Annotated in this window: 22 protein-coding genes; 11 read left to right on the forward strand and 11 right to left on the reverse strand. The window is 49.0% G+C overall.

What is annotated here, in order from left to right:
* Nucleotides 1-17: 17 nt before the first annotated feature.
* The 11 genes from atwA to ACPLJI_RS01930 all read right to left on the reverse strand — a co-directional run bounded on the left by atwA (nt 18) and on the right by ACPLJI_RS01930 (nt 9,230).
* Nucleotides 18-1,610, reverse strand: a complete 1,593-nt coding sequence (gene atwA / locus ACPLJI_RS01880) for a methyl coenzyme M reductase system, component A2 (RefSeq protein ID WP_424730214.1) — start codon at nt 1,608-1,610, stop codon at nt 18-20.
* Between the two features lie 94 nt (nt 1,611-1,704).
* A complete protein-coding gene (locus ACPLJI_RS01885) occupies nt 1,705-2,466 on the reverse strand; it encodes an MJ0144 family RNA dihydrouridine synthase-like protein (protein WP_424730215.1) in 762 nt (253 codons plus the stop codon).
* 44 nt (nt 2,467-2,510) lie between these two features.
* Nucleotides 2,511-3,260 (reverse strand): GTP cyclohydrolase III, encoded by a 750-nt coding sequence (locus tag ACPLJI_RS01890; protein ID WP_424730216.1) that lies wholly within the window; start codon nt 3,258-3,260, stop codon nt 2,511-2,513.
* A complete protein-coding gene (gene cofD, locus ACPLJI_RS01895) occupies nt 3,257-4,162 on the reverse strand; it encodes a 2-phospho-L-lactate transferase (RefSeq protein WP_424730217.1) in 906 nt (301 codons plus the stop codon). Before cofD ends, ACPLJI_RS01890 begins: the two co-directional genes overlap by 4 nt.
* Nucleotides 4,163-4,170: 8 nt before the next feature.
* A complete protein-coding gene (locus ACPLJI_RS01900) occupies nt 4,171-4,929 on the reverse strand; it encodes a coenzyme F420-0:L-glutamate ligase (RefSeq protein WP_424730218.1) in 759 nt (252 codons plus the stop codon).
* Nucleotides 4,930-4,943: 14 nt separating this feature from the next.
* A complete protein-coding gene (gene purO / locus ACPLJI_RS01905) occupies nt 4,944-5,552 on the reverse strand; it encodes an IMP cyclohydrolase (protein WP_424730219.1) in 609 nt (202 codons plus the stop codon).
* Between the two features lie 19 nt (nt 5,553-5,571).
* A complete protein-coding gene (locus tag ACPLJI_RS01910) occupies nt 5,572-5,958 on the reverse strand; it encodes an ExbD/TolR family protein (RefSeq protein ID WP_424730220.1) in 387 nt (128 codons plus the stop codon).
* Nucleotides 5,959-5,962: 4 nt separating this feature from the next.
* Nucleotides 5,963-6,802: a MotA/TolQ/ExbB proton channel family protein gene (locus ACPLJI_RS01915; RefSeq protein ID WP_424730221.1), complete on the reverse strand. Its 840-nt coding sequence runs from the start codon at nt 6,800-6,802 to the stop codon at nt 5,963-5,965.
* 74 nt (nt 6,803-6,876) lie between these two features.
* Nucleotides 6,877-7,500 (reverse strand): ribonuclease HII, encoded by a 624-nt coding sequence (gene rnhB, locus ACPLJI_RS01920; protein ID WP_424730222.1) that lies wholly within the window; start codon nt 7,498-7,500, stop codon nt 6,877-6,879.
* Between the two features lie 22 nt (nt 7,501-7,522).
* A complete protein-coding gene (locus ACPLJI_RS01925; protein WP_424730223.1) occupies nt 7,523-8,596 on the reverse strand; it encodes a rod shape-determining protein in 1,074 nt (357 codons plus the stop codon).
* 1 nt (nt 8,597) lies between these two features.
* Nucleotides 8,598-9,230: a hypothetical protein gene (locus tag ACPLJI_RS01930; RefSeq protein WP_424741097.1), complete on the reverse strand. Its 633-nt coding sequence runs from the start codon at nt 9,228-9,230 to the stop codon at nt 8,598-8,600.
* A gap of 267 nt (nt 9,231-9,497) precedes the next feature.
* Here ACPLJI_RS01930 and ACPLJI_RS01935 point away from each other — a divergent pair, with 267 nt between their 5' ends.
* The 11 genes from ACPLJI_RS01935 (at nt 9,498) to sucC (ending at nt 18,390) form a co-directional block, all read left to right on the forward strand.
* On the forward strand, nt 9,498-10,175 hold the full coding sequence (locus ACPLJI_RS01935) for an archaetidylserine decarboxylase (RefSeq protein ID WP_424730225.1): 678 nt from the start codon (nt 9,498-9,500) through the stop codon (nt 10,173-10,175).
* A gap of 41 nt (nt 10,176-10,216) precedes the next feature.
* Nucleotides 10,217-10,900, forward strand: coding sequence for an archaetidylserine synthase (locus tag ACPLJI_RS01940; RefSeq protein ID WP_424730226.1), 684 nt, complete (start codon nt 10,217-10,219; stop codon nt 10,898-10,900).
* Nucleotides 10,893-12,203, forward strand: a complete 1,311-nt coding sequence (locus ACPLJI_RS01945) for a DUF515 domain-containing protein (protein ID WP_424730227.1) — start codon at nt 10,893-10,895, stop codon at nt 12,201-12,203. Before ACPLJI_RS01940 ends, ACPLJI_RS01945 begins: the two co-directional genes overlap by 8 nt.
* Nucleotides 12,204-12,256: 53 nt before the next feature.
* Nucleotides 12,257-13,177: a hypothetical protein gene (locus ACPLJI_RS01950; protein WP_424741098.1), complete on the forward strand. Its 921-nt coding sequence runs from the start codon at nt 12,257-12,259 to the stop codon at nt 13,175-13,177.
* 32 nt (nt 13,178-13,209) lie between these two features.
* Nucleotides 13,210-13,932 (forward strand): class E sortase, encoded by a 723-nt coding sequence (locus ACPLJI_RS01955; RefSeq protein WP_424730859.1) that lies wholly within the window; start codon nt 13,210-13,212, stop codon nt 13,930-13,932.
* A gap of 22 nt (nt 13,933-13,954) precedes the next feature.
* Complete coding sequence (locus ACPLJI_RS01960) at nt 13,955-14,320, forward strand: dihydroneopterin aldolase family protein (RefSeq protein ID WP_424730858.1); 366 nt, start codon at nt 13,955-13,957, stop codon at nt 14,318-14,320.
* A 167-nt stretch (nt 14,321-14,487) separates the two neighbouring features.
* Nucleotides 14,488-14,691: a 4Fe-4S dicluster domain-containing protein gene (locus tag ACPLJI_RS01965; RefSeq protein ID WP_147671569.1), complete on the forward strand. Its 204-nt coding sequence runs from the start codon at nt 14,488-14,490 to the stop codon at nt 14,689-14,691.
* Nucleotides 14,684-15,811 carry a 2-oxoacid:acceptor oxidoreductase subunit alpha gene (locus ACPLJI_RS01970; RefSeq protein ID WP_424730857.1) on the forward strand — a complete coding sequence of 376 codons (1,128 nt, stop codon included), beginning with the start codon at nt 14,684-14,686 and terminating at the stop codon, nt 15,809-15,811. Before ACPLJI_RS01965 ends, ACPLJI_RS01970 begins: the two co-directional genes overlap by 8 nt.
* Nucleotides 15,812-15,873: 62 nt before the next feature.
* Nucleotides 15,874-16,731, forward strand: a complete 858-nt coding sequence (korB, locus tag ACPLJI_RS01975) for a 2-oxoglutarate synthase subunit KorB (protein WP_424730856.1) — start codon at nt 15,874-15,876, stop codon at nt 16,729-16,731.
* A gap of 1 nt (nt 16,732) precedes the next feature.
* Complete coding sequence (locus ACPLJI_RS01980) at nt 16,733-17,293, forward strand: 2-oxoacid:ferredoxin oxidoreductase subunit gamma (protein ID WP_424730855.1); 561 nt, start codon at nt 16,733-16,735, stop codon at nt 17,291-17,293.
* Nucleotides 17,290-18,390, forward strand: a complete 1,101-nt coding sequence (gene sucC, locus ACPLJI_RS01985) for an ADP-forming succinate--CoA ligase subunit beta (RefSeq protein WP_424730854.1) — start codon at nt 17,290-17,292, stop codon at nt 18,388-18,390. Before ACPLJI_RS01980 ends, sucC begins: the two co-directional genes overlap by 4 nt.
* Nucleotides 18,391-18,416 lie beyond the last annotated feature (26 nt).

Below are 18,416 nucleotides of genomic sequence, written 5' to 3' on the forward strand. Positions count from 1 at the left end.
CCCAATTAAAGGGGGGTTTATTCCCTGAGCATCCCCTTTTTCTCATCGGGTGTGAGGTCACCGACGATTGACTCAGGTTCACCTGTCTTGAGGATTCTGCCTCCCCTCATGAGGGATGCCCTGTCACAGACATCAAGCACGAAGTCCATGTCATGTGAAATTATCAGGAAGGTCTGATTCAGTTCCTCCCTGGCCTTCAGGATTGAATCTGTAACCTGCACCCTCGTTATGGGGTCCATGGTACCTGTGGGCTCATCAAGTATTATTATCCTGGGCTCCCTGATGAGGACCTGGGCAAGGGCAACCCTGTGTCTCTCACCACCGGAGAGCTCATCTGGGTACTTGTCAAGGAGGTTTTCTGCGTACTCCTCATCAAAGCCTACGGCCCTGAGGACATAGATTGCCTTCATCCTGGCAAATTCTGCAGGGAGCTCAAGGCTGATGGCCTCTGTGAGGTTACCCAGCACATCCCTGTGGGGGTACAGGCTGTACTCCTGGTGTAGTATCCCAATGTAGGGTGTTACACGGCCACGGCCAAGGGGTCCCTTCTCGGTCATGTCTATCCATTCATCACCCAGCCTCACGCAGACCTTTCCACTGCTTGGCTCGGTTATTCCGATTATTATCCTTGAGAGCGTCGTCTTACCGGCCCCGCTGAGTCCCACAACACCAAAGATCTCGCCCTCATAGACCGTGAGATCAACGCCGTCAACCGCCTTTACAACACCCCGGTCAATGGAGTAGTAGTGCTTCTTAACATCAACCATCTTTATGATGGGGGTTTCCCTTTCAAACTCCTTCACCTTTTCAGGTGCGGGAACCTGTTCCATGAACCTGGCAACCACGTCATCAGGGTCTCCCTCCTCAATTATCTCACCCCTCTCAATCCATATGGCATAATCAGAGAGGTCCCTCATGACCTCGGGCCAGTGGGAGGTTATGATCATGGTTATTCCCTTATCCTTGACACCCTCAAGGAGGGCGTCGTGTATGAGCTCCGCTGTCTGGGGGTCCAGGGTACCGGTTGGCTCATCAGCCAGGAAAACCATTGGCTCCTTGGCCAGCTGCCTTGCAAGGACAACCCTCTGCTTTTCACCACCACTGAGATCCCTTGCAATATGGGTTATCCTGTGGCTCATCTGAACCATTTCAAGGAGGTCAAGGGCATGGTAGAGGGCTGTTTCATATTCAACATCAGGCATGGACTTTATGACGTTATCAATTACCGTGTCGTCCTCATAGAGGGCGAATGTCCTCTGGAGCATTATGGCTATTCTTCTCCTGACGGCGGCGAAGGTCTTCTTGTCACAGTTCCAGAAGTCCACCTCCCGGACTGAAAATTCTGAGCCACATCCACATACCTTACCCTCAAAGGAGGGGGGTTCAACCCTGAGGCATTCAGGGCAGATTGCCACGTTGTAGATGACGCGTCCGCTGTCGGGCCTGTATTCCTTCATACCCCTCAGCATGTTTATGAGAACAGATTTTCCTGCCCCGCTTCTTCCCAGTATACCAAGGACCTTGCCCTCATCGATTTCAATGCTGATGTTTTTTAGAACCTCAACACCCTTAAACTTCTTTGTGACATTTTCCAGCTTTATGAAAGACATGTGCTCACCCTCAGTTGCTAAAATTAACGTTACCGGTGAAAGATGAATCTGTATTATTCTTTTGATAAAGGGACTATTAAAATTTTCTAAATTTTTAGTCCAGATTAAATCTGATTTCCCTGAGATTGAAGTCCATCCTTCCAGATATTGCGGCCCTTGCCACGGATACCGCATCTGCACCTGCAGCAAGCATTGCAGCGGCGGATTCAGGGTCTCTCACCGAATTGTTACCTATGAGGACCGCATTCCTTAAGTTCTGTGAAACTTCACTCACAAGTTCAAGGTCGGCCCTATCCTCACCTGGCTTCATGGCGTCCAGGTGAATGTAGCTTACCCCAAGGTCATCAAGCATCTCCGCAATGTCAGCCGTGGCAACTCCAGGTACATTTCCCCTTACCTTAACGGAGACCTCTGCATGGGCCCCCCTCACAACCTCGGATGTGAAGTCCTCAAGGAATTCAGGGTCATGTAGCATGGCCTGACCGGCGCCCAGCGAGGTTATCTCTGGCTGTCTGCAGTGTGCATTTATCTCAACAATATCCACTTCCCCAATGGACGATATCTCCATGATGGGTTCAGGGTCAAGGGCCCTGAGGTTCACAGAGACCAGCACCTCAAAACTGTCCTTTATCAGTGATGCCTCAGATTCTACTATTGATTTAAGTTCAGAGCAATCAAAATCAAATTCAGGTCTGCCCCTCTGGGCTATTAGCCTTCCAGCCCGGGATGTTTCCTCATCTGCATTGTAGCCACCCAGTGTGACAGCATCGAAACCATAGGGGATAAGTTTCATGCAGAATTCTGCATCGGTTATACCTGCCATTGGGGCCAGGACAATTATGCTATCAGCAACCATAAGTTTTGGGTTCGGAACATTTGATGATACAGGACCTCATCTAGCTATTCCTTCATCACATGAACCAGGTCATATGTGAAGCCGCCCCTTATCTCCTCAAGGGCCAGGTCTGCCAGATTAGCGGCCTTCTCAGCGGTTGGTGCCTTCCCGATACCTGCCTTGAGTGCGACGTTTATCTCGTCATCTATCTCATTCAGTATGCGAAGCAGGCCCTGTGGTTCAAGGCCATTGCAGGGGGACATGAAGTTATCCCCACCTATGAAGAATAGAAGGGCGCCCTCCTTTATGAGCTTCTTCATCAGAAAGTGCTGGACCCTGTTCACAATGAATGATGTGTCATAGGCCGGCACAATGTCGGTCATGGTCTCTGTGATGCCATTTATATCAATATGTGCAATCTGCACATGACCCTCCTCCACAAGACCATCTATGGCAAGGACCTCCTTCCTATCCTCTGATTGGGCTCCCCCATGACTCTGAAGAGCCCTTGAAGCGTTTCTCTGGGCATCATATGGGGTTTCAGCGGCCCCCACACCCATACTCACCGTTATGGGGTAACGGTTACCTATGGATTTCTGTATCCTTCTGTGGTCCTCCACCCCTATACCATTGGTGATGGCGAGCATGTTATCGAATCTTGTGAAGAAAACAAGTCCCTGACTGGCAGCAAACTGGCGCTGGAGGTCAGCGTAAAGTTCCGCCTGGAGTATCTGAAGATCAGCCTCATTACGTGGGGCCGGCGTAACTGTCCATGGCCCATAATTGTCTATCTGAATTAAGGTCATCTGTATCATAATATTTCACCCAAAAGTATTCTGGCCAACATTATTTTATCCCCTGTGTTTTCCATGATGGTGTTTGTTATCGTTACCTCTTTTATTAGTTTTTCTATTTCCATCTTGAGGTTTGAGTCGGCCTCATCAATCACCAGCATATCAAGAAAATCACTGTACATCTCTGCAAGGCCGAGACTTGAGGCCTCATAGCCTTTAGTTTCCATGAATTTCCCTGCGGGCCCACTGAATGGCCTCCTACCTATAAACGGGGATACTGCATATACCTCTGCACCCCGGAGGGCATTCCTCACACCCTCTGTTCTGATAATGGGTCCTATGGATGTGACGGGGTTGGATGGTCCCACTATGACCCTTTCAGCAGATTCGATCGCATCCAGAACACCTGGTGCCGGTTTAACCCTGCTGAATCGAACATCCAGGACCTCAGGCTCTGACCTCCTCTCCACAAGGAACTCGTGGAACCCCATCTCACCCTCATCTGTAAGTATCCTGATATCTGATTCCTGGTTGCTCATGGGGATAACCCCTGATTCCACGCCAAGGGCCCTGCACTGGTGTTCCACCACCCTGTGGAGTGGCATCTCCCTTAAAAGAAGGGTTTTCTGTATCTTGAATGCCCGGTCAAGGTCTCCTATCCTCAGGAGCTCGGGGCATCCAAGTTCAGCAAGCCTATCATGGGTTATGAATGTGTCGTCCCGGACCCCGTACCAGGTCTCCTCGTTTATTATCCCCGCAAGGGTGTAGATAACGGTATCAATGTCTGGTGCGACGTAGACTCCGGAGAAATAATCGTTCTCAACCGTGTTAACGATAACTGTAACCTCAGAGGGGTCCACAACCCTCACAATGCCCTGCAGGAGTTTCGGTGTGCCTGTACCCCCCGAGAGGACTGTTATCATTGAACCACCTAATCCCTGAAGACGTCGAGTTCCCGGGGCCTCAAAAGTTCCCTTGCGCTTCCAGTTGCGCGGAGGTGCCCCCATGGGTAACCCCTTATTATGACGGCGGGTACGCCTTCAGCTGCCTGTCCCATCACAAGTGAGGCCGCGGCTGCCAGCTCATCTGCAACCGCCACCCTGGTTGTCTGGAGGCTCCTGCCATAAAGGTCCAGTTCACCCTTCCGATCCCAGATTGGAGAGATTCCTGCAACACCAACAGCAACACCAACAGCCCCCTCCCTGAAGGGCCTTCCCTGTGTATCGGAGATTATGACAGCCAGTTCCCTCCCTGTGAGTTCCTGAAGACCCTCAAGTATCCTCCTGGCGCTTCCGTCAGGGTCCTCGGGGAGTGGAGTTGCCAGTCCATCCTCAACATTTGACTCGTCAATACCCGCATTGGCACATACAAACCCGTGCTGGGTTTCAGATACTATGAAGTCATGACCAACCTTTATTATCTCACTGGACTCTTCAAGTATTGCCTCAACGAGCCTGGGGTCCTTACCTGTCCTTGAGGCAATCTGAAGTGCCTCCCTTGATGGTTCGATCATCCCAAGGTCAACCGTGCTGCCCTCTGCCTTGGCCACCAGCGTTTCGGCTATCACAACTATGTCACCATCAAGGAGTTCCATGTCCGAGGACCCCATGGCGTCCACTATGAGGGCGGCTATGTCATCCCCCTCAGAAACAAGGGGGAGGCCCTCCACTCCACTTAGGGTTATCTCCATTTAAGCACCGGGATTCATTTTTCTACTGTGGCCAGCTTCCAGCCGTCTCCTTGGTTGAATGCAGCTGCAGAGGTGACGGGGTGTGTGAATGCTGCAAAATCTCCGCCACCTATTATGAACTCTGCCGCCTCCTCTGCATTTCCAGCTTCAAATAGGGTCTCTGCGGGTTCTGTCTGTTCATAGGTTGATATGTACATTGAAACGCCCTCAGGGACCCTTCTGACCTTTATCCCATCCTCTGTAACTATCCCTATGAATGCATCCGAGTCGTTGATTGCTGCTGCGATTCTGGGGGTGTTGAGTTCATCCTTCTCATAATCCATTGTAAGGAGCGAGAAGCCCAGGGCATCCTTCAGGTTCATCCCGAGGGATATCTTATCTGCAATTGTATCGGTATGGGAACCGTTGGATACAACCGCGGTCCCATCAACTATCCTTATGCAGTTGTATGCTATGTAGGGGTTTTTGAAGACATCACCCTCACAGCCCTCCACAGGTACAATTGCCACCCTCTCATCCAGGAGCCTTGCCGTCCTGTTTGGGAAGGATCTGCTGGAGACCCTGTACGCCACGAAGGATCCGCTGCTGTTTCTTCCAACTGCCAGTATTCTTCCAAGATACATAATATCACCTGCCAATTAATTATGATGGTGTTTTAACCGCCCTGTCAACCGGAAGATCCGGTGGTGCTGTTATGATTATGGCCCCCTCCCTGGGCCTTATTATTATTTCACCCTCATCTATAACCCTGGTGTGGACAGCCACTGCACTGTTCCTTATGTGGCTGGACATGTCAATCCCGTTAACCGTTACCCTTCTGAGACCTGCAACAGGTATCAGGTAGTACTCTGATGGGCCGGTGTTTTCACTTATCTGGGGCTTTCCTGAGGCCTCACCTGCCCCCCCTGAAAAGGTGGTTGTTACCACAAGGAATATCAGTATTGTGAAGAGTATATCAATGAAGGGGACCATGTTGAACCTTGGCCTTCCATGGATCTTGTTTCTGTACCTCTCTGTATCCAGGACCATTTTATCACTGCCGCAGCTTACTCTCAATGATCTCTGCGCTCTTACCGCACCTTTCAAGTATTATGTTGTTTATGCTCTTCTCAAGCATGCTGGGCTTGAATGCCACCACAAGGTTTGCCTCAGGGTCATCAACCGTCCTCACGCTTACAACGCCATCCGATTCCATGAGGGCCCCGACCACATCATCAACGTTTCCATCAACCCTTATCCTCATAATGGCATATCCCCAGTTTGTCATCTTCTTTATGAGTTCAATCTTGTCTATCTCATCGTCAATCCTGCCTGTTATGTAGGAGTAAAGGGGCATGAGGATTATTGCAACTGCCAGTCCAAGTATTGTGGTTATAAGTGCAACATAGATTCCCTCAGCCATTGCAGCGGGGTCAGCGTTAACACCGAGGGCCCTGAATGTGTACCATATCCCTATGACTGTCCCTATAAGACCCAGCATTGGGGCAACCTCTATTATTGTCCTGAGCGTCCCCAGACCCTTTGTCATGTTGCTCATCTCAACAATAAAAACACGCTCCATTGCATCCTCAACCTCTGAACGGTTCCTGTATCCTATCTTGAGGGCCTCTGATATTATCTTTGATACCGGGTTCTGGTACTGTCCTATCTCCCTGAGTGCTTCAAGTGCTCCGCCCTTCTCCATGGATTCATTGACCTTACCTATTATCTGGGGTGTGCTAACACGTGAAATCTTCCTGAGATAGTGTATTTTCTCAATGGACGTGATAAAACCATAGATGCCTGTGATTGCTATTATGTAGGTTATTACACCGCCGCTGCGGAACATTTCAAGTACCGTGCCAAAGAAGTTGAAAACTGGTTCTAGAAACATTTTTTCTGCCTCACCTGATGGGTATTTACCGGAGAGGATATATTTAAAAATAGTGGTCAGACCTATAAATTAAATCAATTTTTCTTCCTCTTCTGGACGGTGGCCCATGACTTCCTCACAAAGTCCGGGAGTTCATCGTAGCTCAAGGACTCCAGGAAAGCCCTGGTGCGTGGGTCACTGGGATAACCGGAACCCATATCCCCCAGTTTCCTGTTCCTCTTCTGTATCCTCTCTATTTCAAGGTCCCTTTCAACCTTGGCTATTATGGAGGCCGCTGCAACGGGGTAATACCTTGCATCTGCACCGTGCTCGGCCTTCACCTCTATGTCCCCAAAGTGGGACCTTATCTCCTCCGCCAGCCTCTCTGGTTTTACATCCACCGAATCTATGATGACCGAATCCGGCTGTGCCTCAGCTATTATCCTCTTTATTGCTATCTTTTCTATCTCATTGAGGTTGAAGCCCTTCTCACGCATGCTGTCAATATCCGATGCAGATATCTTAACCGTGAACACCCTTGAAATCCTTCTTATCTTACGGGCGAGAAATTTTCTTCTCTCAGGTGTGAGCTTCTTTGAGTCCCTTATACCCATCTTCCGGAGGATCGAGAACTTCCTCTCAGGTACCATGACACCCGCAACGACAAGGGGGCCTATTACGGGACCCCTTCCCGCCTCATCAATTCCAAGAACCTTCATCAGATCAGAAAAAATAAATTAATTATTTCATTGCCTTGAGCCTTACCTCAGGTTCAAGTGCCCTTGGCTCTGCAGCAACTATTGCGGCTCCCTTGGCAACCACTGTCATGGGGTCATCTGATATCTCGGCAGGAATGCCCACCTCGTCCAGTATCCTCTCCCTGAGGCCCCTGAGCTGTGAGGTTCCACCCACAACAACGGTTTTGTTGTAAACCCCTGAGATGAGTTCAGGTGAGAGTCTTTCAAGTACTGCTGCTATGGAATCCACTATGCCCTTTACAACGGGCTCAGCAGCCTTTGCAACCATTTCAGAGTCAATTTCAACCTTTTTAGGTTTGTTTGTCTCCATGCATTTACCTATAACCACTGTTTTGATGTTTTCAAGATCCTCATCACACCTGACCATTCCAACCTCTATCTTTGCCTTCTCTGCCTCATGGATGCCTATCTCAACATTGTACTTCTCCTTCACAAGTTCAACAAGGTTGTTGTCAATATCATCCCCGCCGACCCTGATTGTCTCAATGTCGGTTATGCCCCCAAGGGATATCACGACAATGTCACTTGAACCGGCTCCTATGTCAACAACCATGGTCCCTGATGCCTCTGCTATTGGCAGTCCGGCCCCTATTGCAGCTGCAAGACCCTCACTTATAACCAGGACATAATTTGCCCCGGTCTTTCTTCCTATCTCCTCAACGGCGTTTTTTTCAACCTCTGAGGCATCCCCTGGTATTCCTATAACTATCCTGTCAATGGACTCAGAATCTCCGGCCCCCATCTCCACCGCATATACAAGGAGAGCCTCTGCCTGTGCAACGCTCTCAATAACACCCTTCCTCAGCGGCCTTACAGCAATTATGTCCTCAGGAGTTCTTCCAAGCATCATCTTTGCCTCTTCACCCACTGCCAGGACATATGATGGGTCCTCCTTTTTGACAGCCACCACAGAGGGAATCTTGTAGATATCAAATTTATCCCCTGCTGGTTTGGCAACCACAGTGTTGAGGGTACCCAGGTCTATTCCGAGTGTATTGGTGATTGCACTCTTCCTTTCTGGTTTCTCTTCAGATTTCTTCTTTCCAAATGAAAACATGCTACTCCTCCTCAAATATGTCTCTAAAGTCAACTGCAAATATGTTGTTGCGGGATGCTATCTCATTTATCCTCTCAACATCCCCTAATTCATGAACAGATATCAACAGTGTCACCAGGACAACGTCTGTAACCTTGAAGAGGGGGTCGATTATACTTCTTATAAACCCCGGGAGCCTCTCTGTAAGGTAGACGTCTGTCTCTATAAACCCGCTCGTTCTGTCCTCGAGGATGAAGGAAAAGCCTATTTTATTCTTTTCAGCCTCCCCTGCAAACCTTTTCATATAGTTCTCAGGGGCCACCAGAAGCACAAGGTTGGGTTCTTTCTCAACGTAATATGGGGCTATCTTTATATAGGCCCCTCCCTTCTCCTTGCAGATAAGTGAAAGATCTCTTATCTTATTGCTTTCGCCATAAAGCATTATTAAATCAAAGCGTTTTCTTAAAAAGGAATCCCTGATGGTAACGTGTTCCCTGAAGAGTATCTTTACAAGATCCCTGGATGTGATTGCCTCGTATGCCACAGAGTTGACCATTTCCTCATTACCTACAATCACACACCACAGCCTGTCTGAACTCTGGGCTGTTGAAACCTGTGCTGCCTTTCTGAGAACCTTTATCTTACTCTCTATCATCACCATCACATCTACTCTAAAAGGAACTTAAAAGAAAGTTCCCCTGCTCCAGAGGAAAACACATGCATATCAACCACAGATTACATTTAATCTTCAGCACATGACTATATATATGTTTCACTATAATTATTCAACATCCAGTGTAGGTGCTGATTTCCCGGTACCGCAGTCCCGGTGCTTCATTAATGCTGATGATAAGTGAAAAACAGGGTGTTAATCTGAAAAGGGTCTTCATGTGCCTCTAAAACATTAGACCAGGTGAACTGTGTGTTTGTGAAGGGCGTTGCAAAAAGGGCCAGTTTCCTCATGAGTGTGGCCACCATCCCGTTTCTCCTTGGCTACCACGCGGTCAGTATACTCATGTTCACCCTCATAGCATTCATGATGCAGTTCTTCAGGGACCCCGAACGGAATATCCCCCCTGATGACAACCTGATAGTTGCCCCAGCGGATGGAAGGCGTTTATCCGGCAGTATAGACCGTATAAAAAGGGTGGGGCTCGATTATCCCCTCATTGACAGGATATTCCCCGATGGTGAGGGTATTCTCATAAGCACCTTCATGTCACCATTTGATGTTCATGTTAACCGGGCCCCTGTATCAGGAAGGGTGATATACACAGAGCACCTTGACGGCAAATTTCGTATTGCACGTTCACGTGTCCTGACGGAAAATGAAAGGAACCTCATTGTGATAGAAACAGAGCATGGAAATGTTGGTGTGGTGCAGATAGCAGGGTTCATTGCAAGGAGGATAGTTCAGTACGTCAATGAGGGAGACCATGTTGATAGGGGGAGCCGTATAGGTATGATAAGGTTCGGCTCAAGGGTCGACCTCATACTGCCAGAAAACTGTGAGGTGCTTGTGAAGACAGGTTCAAGACCTGTTGCCGGGGAGACCGTGGTCGCAAGGTTCATAAAGCCTAAATCAGACCGCAAAAATTAATTAGTCAGACACATATACTCATAAATCTGCAGGTGGCGCTGATGAATGACAAAAAAATAACATCCTTCATATCATTACCTGATCTCTTATCGATTTTAAATGCCTCTTCAGGCTATTTTTCCATTTTAATGTCCATTCAAGGGGCTTTTAGTGCTGCCTCTGTTCTGATGCTTCTGGCTGTCATCTTCGATTCAGTTGATGGGTGGGTTGCACGCCGCACTGGTAGAGTTGATATTCATGGATTTGGTAAAAACATGGACTCCCTTTCAGATGTAATCTCATTTGGTGTTGCTCCAGCCATCCTTATCTACCTAACAAGTGCCGATTTTCGATATATTAATATATTAGTAGGTCTCTTAATAGTAATATGTGGCATACTGAGACTTTCAAGGTTCAATGTTCTCACAGGGGGTGGGAAGAACTTCACGGGACTCCCAATACCCGTGGCGGCGGTTGTTACATCATCATTTTATCTCACAGGATTCTACAGTGAAAAAGTTGTGGGGGCCATGATGCTCGCTGTCAGTATCCTCATGGTCAGCAGCATCGAATACCCGCGTGTGGGGGGTAAAATGGCCCCTGCTGCTTTCATACTCATAATGGCAGTAATTGTAACAGGTTTAATTGGAATGGCTGCTGGTCCCGCAGCTACCATGCTTTTTATGGCCACTGTGGCATACATTGCACTGCCCATAACACCAATGAGACGTGATCTGAATGCTTGATAAGATTAAAGGTAATGACAAGGACAAAAAGAATAACCCTCCTGATCTCCGGAAAAACAACAGAAAAGATGACTCGAACATTGGAGACAGACTCAAGGGGCTTGTGGGTAAATTCAGTGGCGGTGAGGGCTCAGATAAGAAAAAACCCAGGCCCATGCCAAAACCCAGGCCCCGGCTGAAACCCCCTGAAGAGCCAAAGGCCAGGAAAACCCCTGAAAAACCTCTTAAAGGTGGTGAAAAACCTAAACCCAGACTTACACCACCACCCAAACGACCTGGAGGTTCATCAGGAGGTATAGGTCGAAAAATCCCGGACGAAGATCAGAAAACCCTCGTTGGTGCCCTCGTGTTTGGTGTTATTCTCATGGTTCTCGCTGGTGCAGGCTACTACTTCCTGGTCTACCAGCCATACCAGGAGGTGCTGCAGAACGCCAAGGCCACAAAAATCGCTGAGGTTGACGCACTCTTCAAGGGTCCCCTTGCAACCGACCCCCAGAAGCAGGCCATTCTTGCACAGATAGATGCCGCTGTTACACCAGAGGAGGCGCTGGCAGTTGACGTTGTGGGTCCCGCAACACAATCATGGCGTACCTATCAGAACCAGCAGATAAATGTAAAGAAGGACCGTGTCGGCAGGGTCATGGTTAATTATACAGATAATGGCCAGGAAAAGCGCGTGATAATGAAGGTGAATGATGCAAAGAAATTTGTGAGCCAGGCCGATGCAACCGTACTTGCAAATACACAGATTCAAACCCCTGATACCGTTGCCGTGCCAATAATGATCACGAGACTGCAGGCGGCAGGAGGCCTTATAAGTGTGGGTAACATGGTCGACGTCTACCTCAACCAGAACGCCACCGGAAACAATACATCAACTGCAGCATCAACACCAAGGATAAGCGGGGCGACTGTGCTTGCGATTCTCAGATCCAAGGACAGCGGTACAGTGGACGCCCGCATACTCAATAGCCAGCGGTTAACACTCAACACCATAACCTCACAGAGCGAAAATGAGAGGACATCATCAACAGATGTGGAGCAGCTCCTCAGGGCAGCTGCAGCAGGTGGTCTGAATGAAGCCGAGATCAATGCGATACTACAGAACTATGGTATAAGATTATCCGACTATGAGAGGTCATCAAATCTGGGAGAGCTTGATACAAACTACCTCATAATACTTGAGGTCCCAAGGGAGGATGTCCTCTTCCTGATACAGAACATGAACAGCATCGTTCTGACTGTGCCAACACAGAACGCCCCTGACTGGATGATAAGGGAGCTGCAGAGTATATACGGCTGATTAAGCCGAAAATTTTATTAAATTTTTATTTAATATTCTAGGTGGGGATGTTTATGAAATGGGTGTATGTTACTATAGCTGCTGTGTTCATGCTTTCCATTCTGGGAGTCTCTGATACAGGGTCAGCCGCCAAGGAGACATGGGTTTCTGAGAAACCATCTGCAACCAGTTTCAGGTTGAAGGACCTGACCGCTGTTATAACCGTGAAGATAAAGAACAATGACAACAACGTCCAGTACTTCAAAATAGGGCAAGTATACCAGGGAAGCCTTTCAGAGAACAACACGATTAAATGGCTCATCCAGTGGACGGATCCAGCGGCGGTTAAAATGGTCAAGTCAAGGACACCTGAACTAGGCGACTACGGATGGAAGGTGAACCCTGGGGAGACAAAAACAGTTTCCTTTGGTCTTAGGGCCACAGGGGATATGGGTGAGATACCCACTTACATCGTTAATGTTGATTCAGACAACAGCAACTACTGGCCACTTATAAATGAACCGGGCCTCATGTCCTCATGGTTCATGCCCAATGAGATAGAGGTCCTAAACCCATCACTGGACCTCAAATACTGGAAGGGGACCTTTGGATTCACTCTGATCAACATCGATGAGGAGAGGGTTTCAGGTATCGTGAGGGCCCCCATTGCCCCTGCAAATTCAAAGCTGGTGTACAGTTCACCAAAGGCATTTGTGGATGATGACCTCTTTGTGAGCACACAGGTTGCTGCATGGGATGTCACAATGGACCCCAAGACCTCACAGAGGTTCGTGTACACCTACGAATGGCCCGCAAAGGTAAGCGGGGGTAACGGTTCAACCGGTGGCGGAGGGTATTATCCACTAAGCACCCTCCAGGGTACAACTGGTTCATCATCTGTCCCCGGTGCGAAGACAGGTGCCCCCTACGGCCCACTGGTGATAGGTGTACTTGTGACTGCAGCCGCAGTTGCCTACACAAGGATCATGAGTTAATCATCCCACCTTAATTTTTTATGGGGACATTCATGAGGCTGGCAACTTTTCTGATAATTGCAGGTATGTTCATATTGTCACTCTACGCCCTTCTAGAGGTGAGTTTCTACTCCTCACAGGTAGTGGTCCAGAACCCTGACATCAGGGCACCTGTCATTGAGATACCATCCATTAACCTGCAGGAGACCATCAACAACAGATCTGTTTTCTACGGGGTCTACCATGAACCCATGTCCTATCCCCCGGGTAACAGAACCGTCATACTCTTCGGGCACAGGACACTATACGGCTCACCCTTCCTGAACCTCGATAAGGTTAAGCCAGGGGATGATGTTCTCCTCAACTGGCCAGGGTTTGGTCTTGCCAGCTACAGGGTTAATCGATCATTCATCGTGCCCGCATCCTACCAGATCTCTGTGAATCAGGGGGCAAGGCTATTTCTCATCACATGCCACCCCCTGGGATCAACGAGGGAGAGGCTGATAGTGGAGTGTAAACTTGAAGGAATGAAGCCCTACCAGAGAAACATCAGGGTGGAGAACCCCAAGAGGCACTATGCGCTCCTCATAATACTTGGATTCCTTGGTGTGGGTCTTCTGATCACCAGACTCTATCCTGTTTATGAAGATAGAAGGCTTCTTCTTGCAGCGGTGATCAGCCTCACACTCTTCCTTCTGCTGGGGTACATCTTTCCTATCCCTCCAGAATTCATATCAGAGAAGCTCATTGAATTCAACAGCATATTTGGAATGTAGTGAAAAATTTCAGGTGTTTAAAATGAGAGAACCCGGAGAAGACTACCTTTCAAATCTATCAGACAGGGAAAGGGCAATATTTGAAGGTGGCATAAGTATGGGTGCCCTCTTCCACCAGTTCGTTGGAACCCCTGTTAACCCTGAAACCGTTGAAGTCCTTGAGGGGGCCATTGAAGAATCCATAAAGCTTCAGCCAGCGATCAGGAATGTGGAGGTCCATATAGACAGGGATATGGTAAGGGATGCTGCTGGAGAATTCGGTTACGTCTCACTCACAGGGGAGATGCTGAGGGTGAGGTTAAGTGTGGAATATGGCTCATCAAGGATAACGGTTTGCATGGAGTACCTCGATGAACTGAGGTATCCCCTCATGTATGTGAAGGATTGATGGGGAACCCCATAAAATCCACACCAGAAGCTACACCAACTAATCCAACCATCAAAATTCGATTGACGGGAAACCCCCATAAAATCCACACCGATGAAAATCTATCTTGATTAATTATTTAAATTCTGAAAGCAAAGCTATGATAAGAACCTTGATGGAAGATTACCATGATAAAGATAGATTCAGATCTCTGTAAGGGATGCGACATATGCAGGGAGTTCTGCCCTGAAGGGGTTTATGTCAGGTCAGAGGAACTCAACAGGAAGGGCGTGCATGAACCCATCCCAAAAAATCTGGATAAATGTACGGGATGCAAGCTATGCATGCTCATGTGTCCTGATCAGGCGATAGTGGTGTATGACGATGACTGAGGAGTACTTTATTCAGGGAAATGATGCCTGCGCCCGTGGCGCCATAAGTGCCGGCTGCAGGTTCTTTGCAGGTTACCCCATCACACCATCCACAGAGATAGCTGAGCAGATTGCGGTTCTCCTTCCAAGGGAAGGCGGAGTCTTTGTTCAGATGGAAGATGAGATAGGCGCCCTCGGGGCAGTTATAGGTGCTGTGTGGAGTGGTGTTAAGGGAATGACCGCCACCTCAGGGCCCGGTTTTTCCCTCATGCAGGAGCATGTTGGATACGCTGCCATGACAGAAACCCCCCTTGTGATCGTTGATGTCCAGAGGGGTTCGCCCTCAACCGGACAGCCAACAATGGCATCACAGAGTGATATGATGCAGGCAAGGTGGGGGTCGCATGGGGACTATGAGATAATAGCCCTCTCACCATCCTCTGTGCAGGAGTGTTTCGATTTCACCGTAAGGGCATTCAACCTTGCAGAGGAATACAGGGTGCCTGTGGTGGTGCTCAGTGACGAAATAGTGGGCCATATGAGGGAGAAGATAACCATACCAGATAGAGTGGAGATCAGAAAGAGAAGGTCACCCACAGCTCCCCCAGGTGAGTTCATCCCATTCAAACCCAGGGGAGACTTCGTCCCTGAGATGCCAGCCTTTGGGGATGGGTACAGGATACCTGTGACAGGACTCACACATGATGAGAGGGGTTACCCTGACGCTTCAAACCCTGAGAGCCACGAGAAACTCGTGAAGAGACTCTGTGACAAGATACTGAATCACAGAGATAAAATAGTGGATGTCCAGGAGGTTTGGACCGATGATGCGGACATAACGGTCGTCTCATACGGTGCCCCCTCACGTTCAGTTGCAACCGCAGTTAAGATGGCAAGGTCAGAGGGTGTTAAGGCAGGGTACATCAAGATAAACACTCCCTGGCCGTTCCCTGAGACTGAAATCCGGAAAGCAGCTGAATCATCAGGGAAGCTTCTGGTGGTTGAAATGAACCTCGGGCAGATGTTCTATGAGGTTCAGAGAGTTGCCTCAGGCATGGCCGAGGTGGAACTGCTTCCAAAAATTGGTGGTGAGATCCACCAACCCGATGAAATCCTGAACAAAATCATGGGTATGAAATGAATGGGTGTCAGGATGAATGTGAGAAACACACCCACCATTATAAGAAATGAAGGAGTGTCCAGATGAATGTAAAGGAAAACCCATACCTCAAGTACCTCAGAAGGGAAAGGCTCCCCCACATATTCTGTGCAGGCTGCGGTAATGGGATAGTGCTCAACACCTTCTTTAAGGGCATGGAGATGGCCGGGGTTGACTTTGACAGCATTGCAATGGTTTCAGGCATAGGCTGCTCATCAAGGATCCCGGGTTATGTTAAATGCGACTCGCTCCATACAACCCATGGGCGGCCCATAGCCTTCGCAACTGGACTTAAACTTTCCAACCCCTCCCTAAATGTTGTGGTATTCACAGGCGATGGTGACGCTGCAGCCATCGGCGGAAACCATCTCATACACGGGGCAAGAAAAAATATTGACCTCACGGTGATCTGCATAAATAACAGCATATACGGGATGACCGGTGGACAGATAAGCCCCACGTCACCTGAGGGGAGTTTCGGCACCACAGCCCCATACGGTGCACTTGAGGACCCATTTGATCTCTCTGAACTGGTCAAGGCCGCGGGTGCAAGTTACGTTGCAAGGTGGACAGCCGCCCACCCTCTGCAGCTTGCAAACTCCATAAAGAAGGGACTTAAGAACCGGGGTTTCTCGTTCATAGAGGCCGTTTCACAGTGCCCAACCTACTTCGGAAGAAAGAACCGGATGCGTTCCCCGGTTGAAATGATGAAATTCATGAAGGAGAACAGTATCAACCGGCGGAAGGCCCTCAGAATGGATCCCGAAGAGGTTGAAGGAAAACTCATCATCGGTGAATTTGCTGATGCCCCGCGCCCTGAACTATGTGACAGGATCTACGGGATGGTTGAAGAGAAATCAGGAAAAATTGATATAATCAAATCAGCCTACAGAGATGATTGAAGTGAGGAAGGAAATCAGAATTGCTGGATTCGGTGGTCAGGGGGTTATACTTGCAGGAATCGTTCTGGGTAAAGCTGCAAGTTTATATGATGGCCTTTACGCTGTACAGACCCAGTCCTATGGACCCGAGGCAAGGGGTGGTGCCTCAAGGGCAGAGGTTGTTATAAGTGATGAGGAGATAGACTACCCCAAGGTCCAGAGACCTGACATACTCGTTGCAATGTCACACCAGGCACTTCTGACCTACATGGACGATCTCAGAGCCGGTGGAACCCTCATCGTCGACCCTGACATGGTCATTGAGGATGAAATCCAGGACTTCCTTGAGGAAAGGAACATCAATTACTTCCGTGCGCCTGCAACAAGGACAGCCGAGGAGAAGGTGGGTATAACCATAGTGGCCAATATGGTGATGATAGGGGCCCTGACAGAGGCCACTGGAGTTGTAAGTGTCAGGGCAGCTCAGGAGGCCATAAAGAACAGTGTACCTCCCGGAACTGAGGAAAAGAACATCATGGCATTCCAGGCAGGTCGTGAAATCATCATGGAGGCAGAGAAATGAAGTTTTATGAGTACAGCGCCAAGGAACTCTTCAGGACTGAGGGCATACCTGTCCCCGAGGGATCCGTCGCCAGGACCCCCGGAGAGGCCTCTGAGGTGGCTGAGGATATGGCCTCTGAGGTGGCCATTAAGGCTCAGGTCCTCACAGGTGGCCGGGGAAAGGCTGGAGGTATACGGTTTGCAACACCAGAAACTGCTGCTGATGTTGCTGCTGATCTCCTGGCATCCAGGGTTAAGGGTGAGGAGGTTAAATCTGTCCTTGTTGAAAGAAAGATCCCCATCGACAGGGAATTCTATGTGAGCGTCGTTGTTGACCGTGCTGCCAGAATGCCCCTTATAATGGCAAGCAGTGAGGGGGGAGTTGATATTGAGGATCTTGCAGCGGAATCCCCCGATAAGATAGTCCGTTACCATGTAAACCCCCTGGATGAGTTCCTCCCCTATGAGGCAAGGGAGATAGCAAGGAGGATGGGCCTCGAAAGTGAACTCATACCAAAGGTGGGGGCTGTGATATGGAAACTCTACCAGATCTTCAGAAAGTACGATGCGAGGCTTGCCGAGATAAACCCACTTGTCCTTTCAGGGGACGATGTTATTGCAGCGGATACAAAGCTCGAGGTGGATGATGACTCCATCTACCGTCACCGTGAATTCATGGAACTGGATGAGTATGAACCAGAGGAGTTCGCCTTTGTTAAACTTGACGGTGATATTGCAGTGATAGGGAACGGTGCCGGACTTACCCTCACCGCCATGGACCTCATAAAACTGAAGGGTGGTGAACCCGCCACATTCCTTGATATAGGTGGTGGTGCCTCAGAGGACATCATAAGGAGGGCCATAAACCTGGTAATATCCCACCCTGATGTGAAGGTTGTGTTTCTAAATGTTCTTGGGGGTATAACAAGGGCTGATGATGTTGCAAGGGGTGTTGTGAATGCCCTTAAGGATGCCAAGAGGGATGTGCCCCTTGTAATAAGGCTCACCGGGACCAATGAGGAGGAGGGACAGAGGATCCTCACCGATGCAGGGATTCCCTTTGAGACTTCCCTTGAGAGGGCCGCTGAGAAGGCTGTTGAAATATCAAAGGCCCTCTAAATATTTAATTTTCATGGCCCAGTTGC

Origin of the sequence: Methanothermobacter sp. (assembly GCF_049720995.1) — an archaeon.
In the GTDB taxonomy this organism is placed as follows: domain Archaea; phylum Methanobacteriota; class Methanobacteria; order Methanobacteriales; family Methanothermobacteraceae; genus Methanothermobacter.

Coding starts and splice junctions, on each gene's coding strand:
- atwA (WP_424730214.1), bottom strand. CDS start 1,610: ATGTCTTTCATAAAGCTGGAAAATGTCACAAAGAAGTTTAAGGGTGTT.
- ACPLJI_RS01885 (WP_424730215.1), bottom strand. CDS start 2,466: ATGGTTGCTGATAGCATAATTGTCCTGGCCCCAATGGCAGGTATAACC.
- ACPLJI_RS01890 (WP_424730216.1), bottom strand. CDS start 3,260: ATGATACAGATGACCTTAATTCAGATAGACAATTATGGGCCATGGACA.
- cofD (WP_424730217.1), bottom strand. CDS start 4,162: ATGATAACAGTCCTCTCGGGGGGTACAGGCACACCGAAACTCCTGCAG.
- ACPLJI_RS01900 (WP_424730218.1), bottom strand. CDS start 4,929: ATGGAGATAACCCTAAGTGGAGTGGAGGGCCTCCCCCTTGTTTCTGAG.
- purO (WP_424730219.1), bottom strand. CDS start 5,552: ATGTATCTTGGAAGAATACTGGCAGTTGGAAGAAACAGCAGCGGATCC.
- ACPLJI_RS01910 (WP_424730220.1), bottom strand. CDS start 5,958: ATGGTCCTGGATACAGAGAGGTACAGAAACAAGATCCATGGAAGGCCA.
- ACPLJI_RS01915 (WP_424730221.1), bottom strand. CDS start 6,802: ATGTTTCTAGAACCAGTTTTCAACTTCTTTGGCACGGTACTTGAAATG.
- rnhB (WP_424730222.1), bottom strand. CDS start 7,500: ATGAAGGTTCTTGGAATTGATGAGGCGGGAAGGGGTCCCGTAATAGGC.
- ACPLJI_RS01925 (WP_424730223.1), bottom strand. CDS start 8,596: ATGTTTTCATTTGGAAAGAAGAAATCTGAAGAGAAACCAGAAAGGAAG.
- ACPLJI_RS01930 (WP_424741097.1), bottom strand. CDS start 9,230: ATGATAGAGAGTAAGATAAAGGTTCTCAGAAAGGCAGCACAGGTTTCA.
- ACPLJI_RS01940 (WP_424730226.1), top strand. CDS start 10,217: ATGAATGACAAAAAAATAACATCCTTCATATCATTACCTGATCTCTTA.
- ACPLJI_RS01945 (WP_424730227.1), top strand. CDS start 10,893: ATGCTTGATAAGATTAAAGGTAATGACAAGGACAAAAAGAATAACCCT.
- ACPLJI_RS01950 (WP_424741098.1), top strand. CDS start 12,257: ATGAAATGGGTGTATGTTACTATAGCTGCTGTGTTCATGCTTTCCATT.
- ACPLJI_RS01955 (WP_424730859.1), top strand. CDS start 13,210: ATGAGGCTGGCAACTTTTCTGATAATTGCAGGTATGTTCATATTGTCA.
- ACPLJI_RS01960 (WP_424730858.1), top strand. CDS start 13,955: ATGAGAGAACCCGGAGAAGACTACCTTTCAAATCTATCAGACAGGGAA.
- ACPLJI_RS01965 (WP_147671569.1), top strand. CDS start 14,488: ATGATAAAGATAGATTCAGATCTCTGTAAGGGATGCGACATATGCAGG.
- ACPLJI_RS01970 (WP_424730857.1), top strand. CDS start 14,684: ATGACTGAGGAGTACTTTATTCAGGGAAATGATGCCTGCGCCCGTGGC.
- korB (WP_424730856.1), top strand. CDS start 15,874: ATGAATGTAAAGGAAAACCCATACCTCAAGTACCTCAGAAGGGAAAGG.
- sucC (WP_424730854.1), top strand. CDS start 17,290: ATGAAGTTTTATGAGTACAGCGCCAAGGAACTCTTCAGGACTGAGGGC.